The sequence below is a fragment of the Streptomyces sp. SID13666 genome, from assembly GCF_010548325.1.
Taxonomy (GTDB): Bacteria; Actinomycetota; Actinomycetes; order Streptomycetales; family Streptomycetaceae; genus Actinacidiphila; species Actinacidiphila fildesensis.
The window spans coordinates 121,605-137,807 of sequence record NZ_JAAGLX010000002.1 but is presented as its reverse complement, the minus strand read 5'-3'; the positions used below and the strand labels follow the sequence as shown (position 1 = coordinate 137,807).

12 protein-coding genes and 2 pseudogenes are annotated in these 16,203 nt (G+C 69.1%); 8 read left to right on the top strand and 6 right to left on the bottom strand.

What is annotated here, in order from left to right; all coding sequences use genetic code 11:
• Positions 1-253: 253 nt before the first annotated feature.
• From G3I60_RS05545 to G3I60_RS05530, 4 genes are read right to left on the bottom strand one after another with little or no spacing between them, the layout of a single operon-like run.
• Positions 254-1,093, bottom strand: a complete 840-nt coding sequence (locus G3I60_RS05545; protein ID WP_138354423.1) for a class II fructose-bisphosphate aldolase — start codon at positions 1,091-1,093, stop codon at positions 254-256.
• Positions 1,071-2,006, bottom strand: coding sequence for a 1-phosphofructokinase family hexose kinase (locus G3I60_RS05540; RefSeq protein WP_164293833.1), 936 nt, complete (start codon positions 2,004-2,006; stop codon positions 1,071-1,073). Before G3I60_RS05540 ends, G3I60_RS05545 begins: the two co-directional genes overlap by 23 nt.
• Complete coding sequence (locus tag G3I60_RS05535; protein ID WP_164293832.1) at positions 2,003-3,025, bottom strand: ROK family protein; 1,023 nt, start codon at positions 3,023-3,025, stop codon at positions 2,003-2,005. The genes G3I60_RS05540 and G3I60_RS05535 overlap by 4 nt, the downstream gene beginning before the upstream one ends.
• Positions 3,018-3,995, bottom strand: coding sequence for an SIS domain-containing protein (locus G3I60_RS05530; protein ID WP_164293831.1), 978 nt, complete (start codon positions 3,993-3,995; stop codon positions 3,018-3,020). Before G3I60_RS05530 ends, G3I60_RS05535 begins: the two co-directional genes overlap by 8 nt.
• A 366-nt stretch (positions 3,996-4,361) precedes the next feature.
• Between G3I60_RS05530 and G3I60_RS05525 the strand changes: the two genes are divergently transcribed.
• From G3I60_RS05525 to G3I60_RS05515, 3 genes are all read left to right on the top strand, one after another.
• On the top strand, positions 4,362-6,356 hold the full coding sequence (locus tag G3I60_RS05525; RefSeq protein WP_164293830.1) for an alpha-galactosidase: 1,995 nt from the start codon (positions 4,362-4,364) through the stop codon (positions 6,354-6,356).
• 141 nt (positions 6,357-6,497) lie between these two features.
• Positions 6,498-7,256, top strand: coding sequence for a DeoR/GlpR family DNA-binding transcription regulator (locus G3I60_RS05520; protein WP_138354428.1), 759 nt, complete (start codon positions 6,498-6,500; stop codon positions 7,254-7,256).
• 194 nt (positions 7,257-7,450) lie between these two features.
• The gene (locus G3I60_RS05515) at positions 7,451-8,506 is read left to right on the top strand and encodes a chitinase (RefSeq protein ID WP_138354429.1); all 1,056 of its coding nucleotides are present in this window, start codon (positions 7,451-7,453) and stop codon (positions 8,504-8,506) included.
• 425 nt (positions 8,507-8,931) lie between these two features.
• Here G3I60_RS05515 and G3I60_RS05510 read toward each other — a convergent pair.
• Positions 8,932-9,623, bottom strand: a pseudogene (locus G3I60_RS05510) (transposase).
• Between the two features lie 163 nt (positions 9,624-9,786).
• Here G3I60_RS05510 and G3I60_RS45145 point away from each other — a divergent pair.
• The gene (locus G3I60_RS45145; protein ID WP_275405914.1) at positions 9,787-10,440 is read left to right on the top strand and encodes an anti-sigma factor antagonist; all 654 of its coding nucleotides are present in this window, start codon (positions 9,787-9,789) and stop codon (positions 10,438-10,440) included.
• Positions 10,441-10,820: 380 nt separating this feature from the next.
• Here the strand turns inward: G3I60_RS45145 and G3I60_RS46265 are convergent, their stop codons facing one another.
• Positions 10,821-10,952, bottom strand: coding sequence for a hypothetical protein (locus G3I60_RS46265; RefSeq protein ID WP_275405906.1), 132 nt, complete (start codon positions 10,950-10,952; stop codon positions 10,821-10,823).
• A 1,337-nt stretch (positions 10,953-12,289) separates the two neighbouring features.
• Here G3I60_RS46265 and G3I60_RS05495 point away from each other — a divergent pair.
• From G3I60_RS05495 to G3I60_RS05480, 4 genes and pseudogenes are all read left to right on the top strand, one after another.
• Positions 12,290-13,078: a ferritin-like domain-containing protein gene (locus tag G3I60_RS05495; protein WP_164293828.1), complete on the top strand. Its 789-nt coding sequence runs from the start codon at positions 12,290-12,292 to the stop codon at positions 13,076-13,078.
• Positions 13,075-13,875, top strand: a complete 801-nt coding sequence (locus G3I60_RS05490) for a ferritin-like domain-containing protein (RefSeq protein WP_343241005.1) — start codon at positions 13,075-13,077, stop codon at positions 13,873-13,875. Before G3I60_RS05495 ends, G3I60_RS05490 begins: the two co-directional genes overlap by 4 nt.
• 73 nt (positions 13,876-13,948) lie before the next feature.
• Positions 13,949-14,401, top strand: coding sequence for a cupredoxin domain-containing protein (locus G3I60_RS05485; protein ID WP_239069563.1), 453 nt, complete (start codon positions 13,949-13,951; stop codon positions 14,399-14,401).
• Between the two features lie 956 nt (positions 14,402-15,357).
• A pseudogene (locus G3I60_RS05480) lies at positions 15,358-16,202 on the top strand (IS5 family transposase).
• Position 16,203 lies beyond the last annotated feature (1 nt).

Sequence of the window (16,203 nt, the reverse complement as noted above, 5' to 3'; positions counted from 1 at the left end):
CTCAATCTACGGATCGCCGAGACACTGGATCTGTTTAGGCAGTGTTGAGTGGCAGCGGCGAGCCGTCAAGACGATGCGCAGAATTCAACTCTTGAACGCCAACTCCGGCGAGGCGGGCCAATGTTCGGCCGCGGGCGTCATCACTTCACGGGTCGGGCGAGGGAGCTCAGGACCCACCGGTCGGTTCGAGGCGGATCAGGATCCGCCGGTGGGGCCGAGGGGGATGAGGACCCGCCGGTCGGTTCGAGAGAGCTCAGGACCCGCCGGCCAGAACACGCAGCAGGCGTGCCACCTCCACCGCGACCGCGTCGCGGGCCGGGCCGAGGTACTTGCGGGTGTCGGAGACACCGGGATCGGCGTCGAGGTACGTCCGGACCGCCCGGGTGAACGTCTTGTTGAGGTGGGTGGAGATATTGACCTTCGTCATGCCCGCCGCCACCGCCCGGATGAGGTCCGCGTCGCCGACTCCGGACGAGCCGTGCAGGACGAGCGGGACGCTGACGGCGTCGCGCAGCCGGGTGATCAGCTCGAAGTCGAGGACGGCGTCGCGGGTGTGCATCGCATGGGAGCTGCCCACCGCCACGGCGAGCGCGTCGACTCCGGTGGCGGCGACGAAGTCCCGCGCCTCGTCAGGATCGGTGCGGACGCCCGGGGCATGCGCGCCGTCCTTGCCGCCGACCTCGCCGAGCTCGGCCTCGACCCACACCTTCCGGCTGTGGCAGTGCGCCGTGATCTCCCGGGTGGCGGCGACGTTGTCGGCGTAGGGGAGCTTGGCTCCGTCGAACATGACGGAGGTGAAGCCGAGTTCCACCGCCTCCCGCACCAGGCCCGCCGATTCCGCGTGGTCGAGATGGACGGCCACGGGGACGCTCGCGGCCCGCGCGATGGCCAGCGAGGCGAGGGCGATCGGTTCGAGGGCACCGTGGTAGCGGGCGGTGTTCTCGCTGATCTGCAGGATCACCGGACGCCCGGCCGCCTCGGCGCCCGCGACGATGGCCTGGGCGTGCTCCAACTGGACGACGTTGAACGCGCCCACGCCCGCGACCCTTCCGGCCGCGTCGTCGGCGATCTCATGGGTGGGTGCGAGCGGCATGGACTTCCTCCACAGGAACGGCGGTACGGAAACGGCGGTAGGCGTCGGCGTCGAAGTCGCCCGCCGTGGGACGCAGGACGGCTGCGGCCGACAGGGCGACGGCCTCGCACAGGACGGCGGGCCACGGTGCCCCGGTGGCGAGCCCGGCCGCGAGCGCCGCGACGCATGCGTCGCCCGCCCCCGTCGGGTTGCCGGTCAGCCGCTCGGGCGGCGTCGCACGCCAGGAGCCCTGCGGGGTGATCGCGTGCAGCCCGTCGGGACCGCGGGAGGCCACGACGGTACGGGCGCCCATCGCCCGCAGTCCGGCAGCCGCGGCCGCGACGTCCTCACGGCCGGTGACGGCGGCGAGTTCATCGGTGTTGGGTTTGACCACGTCGGGGCCGGCGGCCAGCGCGGCGCGCAGTGCGGGGCCGCTCGTGTCCAGGACCGTGGCGACGCCCTTGTCGCGGGCGAGGGTGACGAGGTGTGCGTACGCGTCGGCGGGCAGGCCCGGCGGAAGGCTGCCGGAGAGCACCACCACATCGGCGTCGCGAAGGAGTCGTGTGTACCGCGCGGTGAAGGCCTCCCACTCGCCGGTCGTCACGGACGGCCCGGTCTGGTTGAAGACGGTGGCGTCACCGTCCTCGCGGGAGACGACCGTCACGGTGCGCCGTGACTCGCCCGACACGGGCACCAGTTCGTCCCGCAGTCCGGCCGCCCGCAGTTCACCGCGCAGCCGGACGCCGGTGTCACCGCCGCACAGTCCGGTCACGACCGCCGGCCAGCCCAGCGTGGCGAGCACCCGGGCGACGTTGACGCCCTTGCCGCCGGCGCGCTCGTGCACGGTGTCGACCCGGTGCGAGGTGCGGGGCACGAGGCTGTCGACGAAGTACGTGACGTCGAGGGCCGCGTTGAGCGTGACGGTCAGGATCACCGTGACCCGACCCCCGCGGAACCGACGGTGGCGCCGCGCATGGCGAACTCCCCGTCTCCCGTGCCCGTGCCCGTGCTGGTGCCGCGCGTCGCGGCGTCCACGGCCTGCCACGCGTACAGTCCGGCGCCCAGGCAGCCGGCCATGTCGCCCAGGGCCGCCCGCACGACGGCCGGCCGGCGCTGGAACGTCAGCCGCTGGGCCAGCCGGGCACGGACCGGCTTCAGGAGGGTGTCGCCCGCCTGGGCGAGGCCGCCGCCGAGGACGACGAGTTCGGGGCCGAGCAGCGAGGACGCGGTCGCCAGGGCCGACGCGAGCGCGTCGACCGCGCGGTCCCAGACCGCCACGGCGTCGGCGTCGCCCTGCGCCACGAGCGCCGCCACCTCGTCGGCGCCCTGAAGGGTACGGCCGGTCCGTGCGGTGAAGGCCGCCTTGATCGCGACCGCCGAGGCCACCGTCTCCAGGCAACCGCGGCCGCCGCACTGGCACTTGGCGCCGTCGGGATCGACGACCACATGGCCGAGTTCGCCCGCGTGACCGCCGGCCCGGACGGGCCGCCCGTCGCTGATGACGGCGGCGGCGATGCCGGTGCCGATGGCCACGAAGAGCACATCGCGGGCGCCGCGGGCCGCCCCCAGGACGCATTCGGCGAGCCCCCCGGCCCGGACGTCGTGCCCGAGCGTCACGGGGAGCCCCGTGCGGCGTTCGAGAAGGTTCGCGAGCGGGAGGTCGCGCCAGCCGATGTTGGCCGAGTAGACGGCGTGCGAGAGGTCCTCGTCGACGTGGCCGGGGACCACCACGCCGACCCTGCGGACCCGCAGTCCCTCGTCACGGGCCTGCCGGGCGAGCGCCTGGAGCGTCTCGGTGATGACGTCCACCACCGCTTCCGGTCCCGCGGCCCGGGGGGTCGGCCGGCGCACGGTGGCCAGCAGCAGTTCCCGGTCGAGAAGCGCGCCCTTGATACCGGTGCCGCCGACGTCCAGCGCGATCACGCACTCGCCGGCGTCCTGTCCCTCACGCATGGCGGCCCTCCAGAACGACGGAGCGGGTGAGGTTGCGCGGCCGGTCCGGGTCGTAGCCGCGGGCCTCGGCGATGGTGACCGCCAGCCGCTGGGCGCGCACGAGGTCGGCCAGCGGGTCGAGATCCCCGGCCCTGGCCCCGTGCTGGTCCTGGGTCCGGGCCTGGGAGTGGGCGACGAGCGTGCCGCCGACCCGGGCGACATCGTCCTCGAGCCCCTGCGGCAGCGAGCCGAACATCCACGTCACGCGCCCGGGTCCGGTGATGCTGATCGGGCCGTGCCGGTACTCCATGGCGGGGTACGCCTCGGTCCACGCGCCCGCGGCCTCGCGCATCTTCAGCCCCGCCTCCAGCGCCAGACCGTAGGTCCAGCCACTCCCGAGGAAGGTGAACTGCTCGGCGCCGCACACTTCGGCGGCCAGTTCCTCGGAGACGGCCCGCTCGGCGTCCTGGGCGGCCTCGGCGACGGAGCGCACCCCTGGCGGCAGCGCGCCCTCGGCCTCCAGATGGGCGCGGAGCAGGGCGAGCACGGTGGTGGCGAACCGGGTCTGTACGACCGATTCCTCATCGGCGAAGTCCAGGACCACCAGGGCGTCGGCCGCGGTCATCACGGGAGTCGCGGGGTCTGCGGTGATCGCGGTCGTGGGCACGCCCGCGGCGCGCGCCCGGCCGAGCAGGTCCAGCACCTCGGTCGTGGTGCCGGAACGGGTGATCGCGAGGATCCGGTCGTAGCGGCGTCCGGCCGGGAATTCCGAGGCGGCGAAGGCGTCGGTCTCGCCGTGGCCACCGCTCTCGCGCAGTTCCGCGTAGGACTGCGCCATGAACCAGGAGGTGCCGCAGCCGACGACCGCCACGCGCTCGCCCCGGCGGGGGAGTGCGGCGGCATGGGCCGGGAGCGATCGGGCCGCCTGCCGCCAGCAGGCGGGCTGGGTGGCTATCTCGACGGAGGTACGGGAGGGGGTGGCGCTGGGCATACGACGCTTCCTTCAGAGTTGGTGACGACGGCACTCGGGGGAGGGATGATCGAAACTGATTCAATCATGCCTTGTTCGAGCAAATATGAGCGACTCTGCTGGTCTCGCGGAGTATTCACGAGCTGGGCGCCCAGGTCCAGCCGCCGTTACTCGAATGTTGCGAATCGGCAGGTGGAGAGCGCTTACTGGCCAGGTTGGGCGGCGTGAAGCCGGTAGTCGCCGGTGTCTGCGGCTTGCACGGTGGGCCTGATTTGCATGCGCACAGTTGTTGACTCGCCAGCGAGTCTGAGCAGATTATGTCAATCGCTCGTAGCGCCCCGCCCCCGTGCCGTACGGCGACCCCCCACCCCGAAGGAGCCACCCACCGTGGCAACCAGACTCCGCAGACCGCTCACCGTGGTCCTGAGCGCCGCCCTGATACCCGCCGGCTGTCTCCTGGGCACCGGCCCGGCCGCCGCGAACGACGGCGTGAGCCAGCCGGCGGCGAACTACTCGTCCGCGGCGACGCCCAGCACGCCCATCGCCGCCCTCCCGCCGATGGGCTTCAACAACTGGTCCCGTTCGACGTGCGCGCCCCAGGCGCCGCTGGACGGCTCCAACCGGCTGGACTACTCCTTCCAGCAGTACATGAAGGACAACGCCAAAGGGCTGGCCGACACCGGTCTGATCGCCAAGGGCTATCGGACGATCACCGTCGACGACTGCTGGATGTACCGCAACAGCTCCGGCTATCTGCACGGCGGGCTCAACTGGGGCGGCGCCACCGACGTCCGCAACCCCGCGAAGCAGCCCGGCTTCGACTACGAACTGACGGCCTACGGCGACTACCTGCACAGCCTTGGCGCGAAGTTCGGCATCTACGAGACCTCCGGCACCCACACCTGCAGCACCGCCACGCCGACCGCACCCAACCTGCCCAACGGCAGCGAGTACTACGAGCAGAAGGACGCCGACTCCTTCGTCTCGTGGGGCGTCGACCAGCTCAAGTACGACAACTGCGGCGACGAGGAGCCGGTGCAGACGCTCGACACCCGCATGTCCAACGACCTGCGGACCGCGGTCACCTCCGCGGCCGGCAGCGGTGCCACGCCCAACATCACGCCCAACATCACGTTCAACATCTCCGCCCCGGCCGGCTACGGCAACGGCTCCACGAAGTTCGCCGCGATGAACTGGGTGCGCGGGCTCGGCCAGCTCTGGCGGGTGGGCCCGGACATCTGGAACTACGGCGACGGCAAGAATCCGTGGAACGTGCCGCTGGCCGGCTACAACTTCGGCGCGTACCAGAGCTTCGACAACACCCTGGAGCTCAGCCGCTACCAGGGGCCGGGCAACTGGAACGACGCCGACATGCTGCTGATCGGCGACAACGGTATGACCACCGCCGAGGAACGCAGTCAGATGGCACTGTTCTCCGCACTGGCCGCACCCCTGGTGATCAGCACCGATGCCCGTAAGTTCCAGCCGTCGTACATCGCCGCCCACCCGGCGGAAGCGGTGCACCTGAACGCGTCCGTCGCGATCCTGGGCAACTCCGAAGTGATCGCGGTGGACCAGGACCCGCTGGGCGCCGGCGGCTACCGCGTCTCCGGCGGTGGGGCCGACGCGGACGGCTCCCCGGCCGCCACGACCGGTGTCGACGTCGTCCTCAAGCCCCTCGCCGACGGCAGCAAGGCCGTCGTCGTGCTCAACAAGGGCTCCGCGGCCACCAACTACTCGCTCTCCCTCGCCGGTCTCGGCTTCAGCGCCGCGGGCTGCGGCTACGACGTCCGCGACCTGTGGGCACACAGCAGCAGCACGTCGACCGGGTCGGTGCCGCTCACGCTCGGCGCGCACGACAACGCGATGCTCAAGATCACTCCGCACGCCGGCTGCGGCAGCTTCACCCCGAGCGGACAGATCACCGCTTCACGCGACAACTGGGGCAAAGCGTCGCTGTGCCTCGACAACTACCGCTCCGGCACCGCCACCAACAACCCGGTCGACCTCTATCCCTGCACCGGTGGCTCCAACCAGCAGTGGCGGCGCAACTCCGACGGCACGGTCCAGCTGCTGCAGTCCGGCACCACGAACCTCTGTCTGACCGCACAGAGCGGTACGACCACCGGGGCGATCAACGGGAAGTCCGGTCAGTGGGCGGGCGTCGCCCCGTGCGGGTCCGCCGCCGGCTACCAGACCTGGACGTACAACCGGGACGGAAACCTCAAGCTCAGTGGCACCACCAAGTGCCTCGACAGCTACGGCGGGGCGACGACCACGAGCGGCACGCCCGTTGACCTGTACACCTGCGGAACCGCACCCGGCTCGCTCCAGACCAACCAGACCTGGGCGGCTCCCTTCAACGCTCCACCCGCCGCCTGACCTGACGGCGACCGGTCCGGCCCACGGGGTCCGCGGCGATGTCCAACGCCGCGGACCCCTTCTGTCGTGTGCTCTCCCGACTGTCCCGCCGGCGGCGGGAATGCTCACCTCACTGCTCTGACCTGGAGCTAGACTCCCCCCATGCTCAAAGTTGACAGAATCGCCCGGATCCTTGATCACGTTTCCAAGGAGGGCAGTGCCGACGTCCATGTGCTCACCGAGCTGCTCGGAGTGTCAGGGGCGACGGTCCGGCGCGATCTGCAGACGCTGCACGAGCAGGGGCTCCTGCACCGCACCCGCGGTGGCGCGGTGACCGGCACGTTCAATCTGGAACTGCCGCTGCGCCACCGGGCGGGACGCCAGCAGGACGAGAAGCGGCGGATCGCGCTCGCCGCGGCCCGTCTGGTTCCGGACGGAGCGGTGGTGGGGATGACCGGGGGCACCACGGTCACCGAGATCGCCCGGGCGCTGGCCGACCGCAGCGGTATCACCGTCGTCACCAACGCGGTCAACATCGCCGCCGACCTGATCGCCCGGTCCGAGATCCGTCTCGTGGTCGTCGGCGGGAACGCCCGGACGGCCAGCTACGAACTGGTCGGACCGGCGGCCGAGCGGATGCTCGCCCAGTACAACCTGGACATCGCCTTCATTGGGGTGGACGGCCTGACCGCGAGCGAGGGCTGCACCACGCACGACGAGATGGAGGCCCACACCGACCGGGCCTTCCTGCGCAACAGTGCACGCTCCGTGGTCGTCGCGGACAGCACCAAGATCGGCCGGGTGACCTTCGCGGAGATCTGCCCGCTCGCCGACATCGACGATCTCGTCACCGACGACAGCCTCGACGAAGCGCGGGAGCAGGCCATCGTCGAGTGCGGCGTCCGGGTGCTGCGGGTCTGACGTGGGGTAGCGGCACTCAAGGATCAGGTAGCCGCCTGAAGTTGGTCCAGACCTATTGACGGTAGGTCTGGACCAATCTACCGTGGGCGACGCTCGCGACGAGTCCTGTGCCTTCTGCCAACTCACCCACTGTCCTGCGCCCGTGGACGCCATGTGGACCCGGTGATGGTGTTCATGGAGAGACGGAGCGAAACATGATCGGTCGGACATCACGTCTGCTGGGAGTCGGCCTGGCGACGGCCTTCGCCGTCCAGATGCTCGTCGCCGCGGCGCCGAGCGCCGCACCCCAGGCCACCGTGTGCGCGGTCAAGTCGAAGCCGGCGGGCAAGGTACTCCAGGGGTACTGGGAGAACTGGGACGGCGCCGCGAACGGTGTGCACCCCCCGCTCGGCTGGATCCCGATCACCGACGCCCGCATCCATGATCACGGCTACAACGTCATCAACGCGGCGTTCCCCGTCATCCACTCGGACGGCACCGTCCTGTGGCAGGACGGGATGGACTCGACCGTGAAGGTGCCGACCCCGGCCGAGATGTGCCAGGCCAAGGCTGCCGGTCAGACGATTCTGATGTCCATCGGCGGTGCGGCGGCAGGGATCGACCTCAACTCCACCGCTGTCGCGGACCGGTTCATCGCGACCGTGGTGCCGATCCTCAAGGCGTACAACTTCGACGGCATCGACATCGACATCGAGACCGGTCTCATCGGCAGCGGCACCATCACCAAGCTGTCCGCCTCGCAGGCCAACCTCGTGCGCATCATCGACGGCGTCCTCGCCCAGATGCCCTCGAACTTCGGTCTGACCATGGCGCCCGAGACCGCCTACGTCACCGGCGGCAGCGTGGCCTACGGCTCGATCTGGGGCGCGTACCTGCCCATCGTCAAGAAGTACGCGGACAACGGCCGGCTGTGGTGGCTGAACATGCAGTACTACAACGGCAGCATGTACGGGTGCTCCGGCGACTCCTACTCCGCCGGCACCGTCGCGGGGTTCACCGCGCAGACCGACTGTCTGAACAAGGGACTCGTCGTCCAGGGCACCACCATCAAGGTCCCCTACGACAAGCAGGTCCCGGGACTGCCCGCCCAACCGGGCGCCGGAGGCGGGTACATGGCACCGAACCTGGTGTCCCAGGCCTGGAACAAGTACAGCGGCGGCCTCAAGGGGCTCATGACCTGGTCCATCAACTGGGACGGCTCGAAGGGATGGACCTTCGGGAACAACGTCAAGGCCCTCCAGGGGCGCTGAATCGGGCTTCTTAGCATTGCGACGATGACCTGGCAAACGTTCAGGTCAAGAGGGGTCTGGTTTTTCCGAAGCCGGGCCCCTGGTTTTTCCCGTGCTGGGATGGTGCTGGGATAACTCACCCTTCGACACCTGTCATCACCCCTGATCATCTCTACCGTGCTGGGATCGTGCTGGGACGGCTGCGAGGCCCCGTGCCGGGCCGCAGGCGTCGTTCACTGCAGGCGAGGTAGACCCAGCCGGACGGGCCCGCAACCACATATTTTCGTCTCTTGATACTCCCCACGCGCTCCCCAGAGGCGCTCGCACTCCCCAAATTCTCCCCAAGACGTACTGCCGTAGGAGCATCGCCTGTCCCGTCTGGCGGTGCAGGTGTGGGTCGTGCCGGTTCGCTTTGCGTAAGCGCTCAGAGCGTGTCTGGGATCGTTTCAGCGGGCTTGGCGAAGGGGTCTTGGTCCGGAGCGAGTCGCCGGTCCGCCGCGGGTGAGTCGGCGGAGTATCACGTCGGTCATGGCCCAGCGGATCATGGTTTGTGAGTGGGCGGGTTTGCGTTCGTAGTCGCAGGCGAGACGTCGTCGCATGGTGATCCAGGCGAAGGTGCGCTCGACCGCCCAGCGTTTGGGTTGGACCTGGAAGCCGCGCTGGTCGGGTTGTTTGCGGACGATGTCCAGGTCGCGTTTGAGGGTGTCGACGGCCCAGACCACCAGGCGGCCGGCGAAGCCTTGATCAGCCCAGATCTTCTGCACGGTGGGGTGATCCAGACGGGTCCACAGCAATGGCCGCTTGCCGCCGTCGCGGTCTTGGACACTGGCTGCGACGACGTGGACGGCCAGGAGCAGTCCGAGGGTGTCGGTGACGATGAACCGCTTGCGGCCCTTGGTCTTTTTGCCTGCGTGAAGTACCAGTACACCGTCGGTCAGGGTGGGAAGTCCTTAGGCAGGTACCGTCACTGGCAGCCGGTCCTGGCCAGATACACGATCGCATCCACGATCCGACGCCGCGGATGCTTCTCCCTCCGCCCACCCTTCGAGCTGACACGCGGCGGCGGAAGCAACTCCTCGATCAAAGCCCACTGTTCATCAGTCAGATCGGACGGGTAACCGTCCCGCGCAGCACTCACACACCACTCAACGAGTCACCCGTACAGCCGACACGGCAGATCTCAGACGCGCTCTAAGTCAGGGAGGCCAGCAGCAGGGCGAGACCGATGAGGTGGGTCTGCGCCCAGCGATTAGCACGGGGGTCCCAGGTGAGATACGACGGACGCCGAGGGCCCCCTCGCCCTGGTCCGCGTCGCCGGCGAGATCGACCTGCATAACGCCCCCGCTCTGCGCACGGGAGCGCTGAACCTCATCGCCCAGGGCCACCCCCGCCTGATCCTGGACCTGACAGCGGTGACCTTCTGCGACTCCTCCGGTTTCAGCGGCCTCATCGGCGGCATCATGCGCTGCGCGAAAGACGCCGGCGGCTCCCTCTCCCTGGCCGCCGTCCCCAACCGGCTTGCCCGGATGCTCGACCTCACCGGCATCAGCACGCTGATGCCCTCCTACCCCACCGCCGCCGACGCCCTGGATGCCCACGCCACGGCCCGAGAAATGGCCGCGCTAAATGCCGCGCGGCCATCCCGGCAGGGTGATGGCAGGACCGACCTGGACACCCTGACCGATGCCCTGGGCGGCGCCGACGACGATCTCCTCGCCGCGTGGCCGCGCGTGCCGACTGACATCCGCATCGGGTACGCGAGGGTCAGCACCGGATCACAGAAGATCGACCGACAGCTCGACGCGCTGAACGGGTCCCCGGGCTGCCGGCGCGTCTTCGCGGACAAGAAGTCCAGCAACAACGATCAGCGCCCCGAGCTGAAGGCGTGCCTGGCGTTCATGGCCGAGGCGACACCCTCGCGGTGCCCTCCCTGGACCGGTTGTCCCGTTCGCTGAAGGACCTGCCATGGTCGCCGACCTGCGCGCCCGCAGCGTCGGCTTCTCCACGAGAACCGACACCACCACTACCCCGGGCGGAAGGCTGATCTTCCACGGCCCCCGACGACCGACTGGTCCAACAGTCCCGGGCGGCGGAGGCGTCGAGGCTGCCGGCCGGCCAGCGTGGTGCAGGGGTTGGGGGGTGAAAGTCCACTGCACCACGCTGGTCTGTCGAAGCCACGGGCAGCTGGCTCAGAGCAGTGAGCGCGTGGCGTGAGGCTGACCTGGCGGCGGATCTCTGGGAGCGGACAGCGCCGCAGGCCCCAGGGGCCGGCTCTGGGAACCCGGGGCCCGGCTGAACTGAAGTCGCGCTGTCCAGCCGATGCGCGACCGCGGTGTTACGCGGGTGCCGGCTGTGGTTCCTCCAGCACCCCGGCGACCTTCCGCGCCAGCTGCGCCACGTCGGGCGTCAGGTAGCTGTCCAGCGCGTCGACGTCGTCGCACAGCCGGGCGCGCAGCCCGTGCAGCACCGCCTCGGTGAACAGCTTTGCGGGTCGTCCTCGATCTGCTGCCCGTTCTCGGCCGTGTACTGCCCTCGCCAGTAGTGCAGGCTCGACTTTATGCTCTCCAGCGTTCTCGGGGGCCTGCTCACCCAGGAACCCCGCCAGGTGCGCTCGTTGGGCATCCGTCGGCCCGGCTACGCTGCTGCCGGACCTGGAGATTCGACACCCTCGCCGACCCCGACGCCCCTTGGCGCAAGACTGCCCCCGCGCCGGCCCCGCCTGCGGGCAACGCCCCCACAACCTCAACCTGAGCCCGCGCAAGCTGGCCACCAGCGGCATGTCCGGCCACCAATCCAGTCATCAGCCGGCAACGAATGACTAGTGGGAGGGCCGCACCGAGTACAGGATCTTGATCCCGGGTCCGGGTCCTCACGCCGGAGCAACCGGTCGGCCGCTGCACCGGCACCCCCAGAAGGGCTGTGTCTCATGACCAGGAGCGAATTCGAGAAGATCGTAGCCGAGGCCGCTGCCCGCATACGGCGCACAGCATTCCCGGCGCCCACATGTGCGGAAGAGCGAGAGCACGCGGTTCATACCCAGCACGCCGAGTACGGCGGATCCGCCCATTAGGGGCCTTTGCCGGCAGAGGTTACGGCGGCTGGACGTTGCCCAGTCCACCATGTCGCAAGTGGCCCACGGCATCCGGCATCGATGGGACGTCAGAGCCGTAGAACAGCTGACTCCGATCATCTGGCGGCGCCAGGGATCCTCTGTTCCGGTTCTCACGGTCCCCCGAGGCCTCAGAGCACCACCGTCCCAGCGGTCGCGTAAGCCTTCCGAGGCTCCATTACCCGTACGAGGGTTCTGCACCGTAAGGAGTACGCGCACGGCTACGGTTACTGACGGGTGGGCGCTCGGACCAATCGGGGAGTACTGCCGTTGATGCGCAGGACGGCCCCGAATCCGTCCTGCCGCCCCGCGTGGCCCCGGCGACGAGTCGGGGCTTCAGCGGTTGCGCCGAGGGGATGTCCGGCCGTTCCTGGCCCGGGGCGCCCTGCTCGGTGAGACGGCCAGACGCACCTCCCTCCTCCGTACCTCAGGTCACACGAGGGTGATGATGCCCTCGACCCGAGCGGAGCGGATGCCCACGGGAGTTTCGCGCACGTACCGCTTACGCGAGGCAGCGGCCCGCTTGTACCCTCCGTCGCCGACGCCTCGGCCGGTCCTTCAGGGATCCCCCTGTTCACCCGGGAGGGTGAACCTCGCCGGTGTACGGGTGGTCCGAGCAATCCGCTGGGGCCGTGGCACCGAAGGGGCTGTGGACGTGCCTGCGACGGAGTGGGCGCCGAGAGAGATGGGGCGTGATGGGCGTACAGCGCATCGACACCCGGCTGCTGGAAGAGCTCACCGAGCAATCCGAGGACCTCAACAGCGACGCACTGCGCATCACCGGCAGCGCGTTGGACGACTTCACCGAGGCCACCGCGCCCCGGTCGCGCCGCTGGTGGCAGCGGTCGGGGACGCTGGCCGGTGTGGCGGGGGCGGCGGCAGTGCTGTCGTCCGTGCGGGCCGCGGCGGCAACCACCGCGGACGACATCATGGCGCTGCAGACCGCGGCGTCCCTGGAGAATCTCGCCATCAGCGTCTACCAGACCGCTGCGGGGCTGCCGTTCATCAAGGACGGCAACAAGACCGTCGCGGCGTTCATCGCCAAGACCACCAGCCAGCACCAGGCCCACGCCAAGGCGTTCAACGCCGCCGCCACCCAGGCGGGCGGCAAGGCCCAGACCGGCCCGGACCCGAAGTACGCGGCCGTGGTCAAGGAAGCTCTGCCCACGATCAAGACTCCGGCCGACGTGGTCGCGCTGGCGATCACGCTGGAGAACGTCGCCGCACAGACCTACACCAAGAACGTCGGCCAGGTCAGCGACGCACAACTGCGTAAGCTCTTCGCCTCGGTCGCTCCGGTCGAAGCTCAGCACCGCGCGACGCTGCTGGCCGTGCAGGCGCTGCTGGCCGGGAATCTTCCCGACCTCATCGCCATCCCGACGGACGTGGCCAAGCTGCCCGCCGCCGCGGGCAGTGTCGGGTTCCCCGACGCCTTCTACCCGACCAAGGACGCCTCGCCGATCTCCGAAGGAGCCGTGAAGTGAGCACTGCACGCAACGGCTGGGAACTGCAGATCAGCGAGCAGCAACTCGCCCGTCTGACCCACGACATGGAAGAGGCTCATCGAGAGACGCTGCCCGCGATGCGGGCCGGCGTCGTCGACCTGGCCGAAGAGATCCGGACCGCGGAGCGAACGAACCTGGGGCGGCGCCGCTTCCTGCTCGGAGCCGGAGGTGTCGCGGCGGCGATGGCCTTGGCCGCCTGCTCCAGCAACGACAAGACGTCGGACGCGTCGGCGTCTCCGTCGTCCTCCGCAGCGGCGTCGGGCAGCCGTCAGTACACCGGGGACCTGAAGGTCGTCGCGCTGGCCACCGCACTGGAGAACCAGGCCGTGGGCGCCTACCAAGCGACCCTGGCCGCAGCCAAGGCGGGCAAACTCGGCACCGTACCGCCCGCGGTGGCGACGTTCGTCACCACCGCGATGGCCCAGCACGCCGACCACGCCAAAGCCTGGAACGCGGTCCTGACCGGCGCCGGCAAGCCCGCCATCACCAATGTGCCGCTGTCCAACCAGGCCGACGTCACCGCCGCACTCGGCAAGGCGACCGATGTCGGCTCCGTCGCCAAACTGGCCCTGCAGTTGGAGGACCAGGCCGCACAGACGTACCTGTTCGCGACCTACAACGTCATCAGCCCTGCCGGGATCAGCACCGCGGCCACCATCGCCCCCGTCGAGGCGATGCACGCCGCGATCCTGCACTACGTGCTCGGTCAGTACCCCGTCCCGGACGACTTCCTGCCCGTGGACAAGGCCGCCAGCACCACCCTACTGACGGTCTGATGATGCATGGTGCGCCCCGGACTCCCAGCGTGTCGGAGTCCGGGGCGCACTACCTCCTTGATATCGCTATCCCATGTCAGTCATTGCCGTCGATGGATGGGGCCCGCAGATGAACGTCAACGCCAACCGAGTACGTCCCCGTCGCGGACGCCTGGCCGCCGCGAGTGCCATCTGCGCACTGCTCGCTGTGACGGGCTGTTCCAGCTCCAGCTCCGGCGGCTCGTCCTCCACCACCACGCCGACCTCACCTCCGGCGGGCACCGCGTCCGGAGCAGCGGCACGTATCGTCATCAAGGACTTCCTGTTCAACCCGGCCTCGCTGACCGTCGCACCGGGCACCGTGGTCACCGTCCTGAACGAGGACAAGACCCCGCACACCGCCACGGCCACCGACTCCAAGGCCTTCGACACCGGCACCATCGCCGGCGGCAAGTCCGCAACGTTCAAAGCCCCCGCGACAGCGGGGAACTACAGCTACATCTGCAACATCCACCAGTACATGAAGGGCACCCTCACCGTCCGCTGAGAAATCCCGGCCCCGTCGGCCGTCGCCGCAGACAACGAAGGAGTCGGCCATCACACCTGCCCCAACGTCCCGCAGCGCCCTCCGGACCGCGCGCGGGGCATGCCGGGTCACTGCCGCAGTGTGCCTGGCCATCGACGCGTACGTCCACGCCAAGTCCCCGACCCCGACATCGAGGGCCGATACCTGGAAGCACTCATCCACGCCCCCCTTCCCGAGTGGCTGCGGTCTCGGCGTCATTTCGGCTTCGGCCTGTGCGGCGATCGCCTCCTGGCGGGCCCGGTCCTGCGGGTCCAGATAGTCCAGGTGGTTCCAGCGCGCCGTGTCGTAGCCGGTGTCGGCGTTCCACGGGTAGACCGCGCTCCATAGCCGGTTCCACGCGCGTTGCAGGTCCTGCCGGGAGCTCAGGCGGTCACGGCTGTCGAGGAAGATGTCCTTGGCCAGCTTGTCCAGCTGCCAGTGGGCGGTGTTGGCCGCGTCCTGCACGAGGCTGTCCAGGGCGAAGGCCATCTTGTAGCCGGGTGTGCCGTAGTGGTCGTCGCGCTGGTCCGCCAAGCGCGGGGCGAGGAATGCGTCGATGGCCTCGGTGTCGGCGGCGGTGATGTCGTCGGTGTAGTTGAAGGGTGCGGTTGAGTGCGGCAGGGCCGGTCACGGGCGGGGGAGTCCCTTCGGTCGCGGCGCCGGTCGGACGGGGCGTCATGTCCCGGTTTATCGCCTCGGATATGAGAGGACATTCACACCGCCCATGTCTCGATTTAGGTAGATCTGTAGCCTGACCGAAATCACCCTGGGTGGGGCCTTCAAGGAGAAAGTCGCGACTGTTCGAGCGCGCCCGGCTGTATGGTTCGACCACCTTTAGCCTGATAGCTCCTATCCGGTTCGAGGATGCCGCGAACGAGGCTTTGGTCTCACTCGAACGAGCGATATCCCTGCCAAGTGCACTGTGGGTCAGTGCACTTATGGCCAGTCAGCCGAACCGCAGCGCCTACCTCAGCGACCTTACCGATGCCTGCTGGGCCCTGATGGAACCGACCATGACGGCATGGAGGGCCGAACGGCAGAAGACCTCGCTCGGACTGGGCGGTCAGGTCACCGACCTGCGCGAAGTCATGAACGCGATTCTCTACGTGAACCACACGGGCATCCCCTGGCGCTACCTGCCGCACGACTTCCCGCCGCCCAGCACCGTCTTCTTCTACTTCAGCACCTGGACCGCCGACGGCACGATCGAGAACCTCGGCGTCCGGCTGCGTCGGAGGGCCCGTGAGCAGGTGGGACGCACTGCCGAGCCGACCGCCTGCGTCATCGACGCCCAGAGCGTCAAGACCGCCCACAGCGTGCCCAGCAGCACGCAGGGCATCGATGTCGGGAAGAAAACCGTGGGCCGCAAGCGGAGCATCGTCGTCGACACCCTCGGCCTGTTACTGCTGGTCACAGTGACCGCAGCCAGTGTTTCGGACAACGACGCCGGCAAGCAGTTGCTCACCCGGATCGCCGTCGCCCACCCCACGATCACCAAGGCCTGGGTCGACACCGGCTACAAGACCCGAGCCATCGAACGCGGAGCGGCCCTGGGCATCGATGTCGACGTCGTCCCGCGGAACACCCAGGTCAAGGGCTCTCCGTGGTCCCGAGACGCTGGGTGGTGGAACGAACTTTCGGTTGGATCATGATGCACCGCCGACTGGCACGGGACTACGAGAGGAAACCCGCACACTCCGAGAGCATGATCCGCCTCGCCATGATCTCCAATCTCCTGAAGCGGGCAACCGGCGAAAGCACCATAACCTGGCATGATCCATGAA

Bases quoted from the DNA above. Each gene is read 5' to 3' on its own strand.
- G3I60_RS05535 (WP_164293832.1), bottom strand. From the start codon at position 3,025: ATGCGTGAGGGACAGGACGCCGGCGAGTGCGTGATCGCGCTGGACGTC.
- G3I60_RS05515 (WP_138354429.1), top strand. From the start codon at position 7,451: ATGATCGGTCGGACATCACGTCTGCTGGGAGTCGGCCTGGCGACGGCC.
- G3I60_RS05530 (WP_164293831.1), bottom strand. From the start codon at position 3,995: ATGCCCAGCGCCACCCCCTCCCGTACCTCCGTCGAGATAGCCACCCAG.
- G3I60_RS05485 (WP_239069563.1), top strand. From the start codon at position 13,949: ATGTCAGTCATTGCCGTCGATGGATGGGGCCCGCAGATGAACGTCAAC.
- G3I60_RS05495 (WP_164293828.1), top strand. From the start codon at position 12,290: ATGGGCGTACAGCGCATCGACACCCGGCTGCTGGAAGAGCTCACCGAG.
- G3I60_RS05520 (WP_138354428.1), top strand. From the start codon at position 6,498: ATGCTCAAAGTTGACAGAATCGCCCGGATCCTTGATCACGTTTCCAAG.
- G3I60_RS05545 (WP_138354423.1), bottom strand. From the start codon at position 1,093: ATGCCGCTCGCACCCACCCATGAGATCGCCGACGACGCGGCCGGAAGG.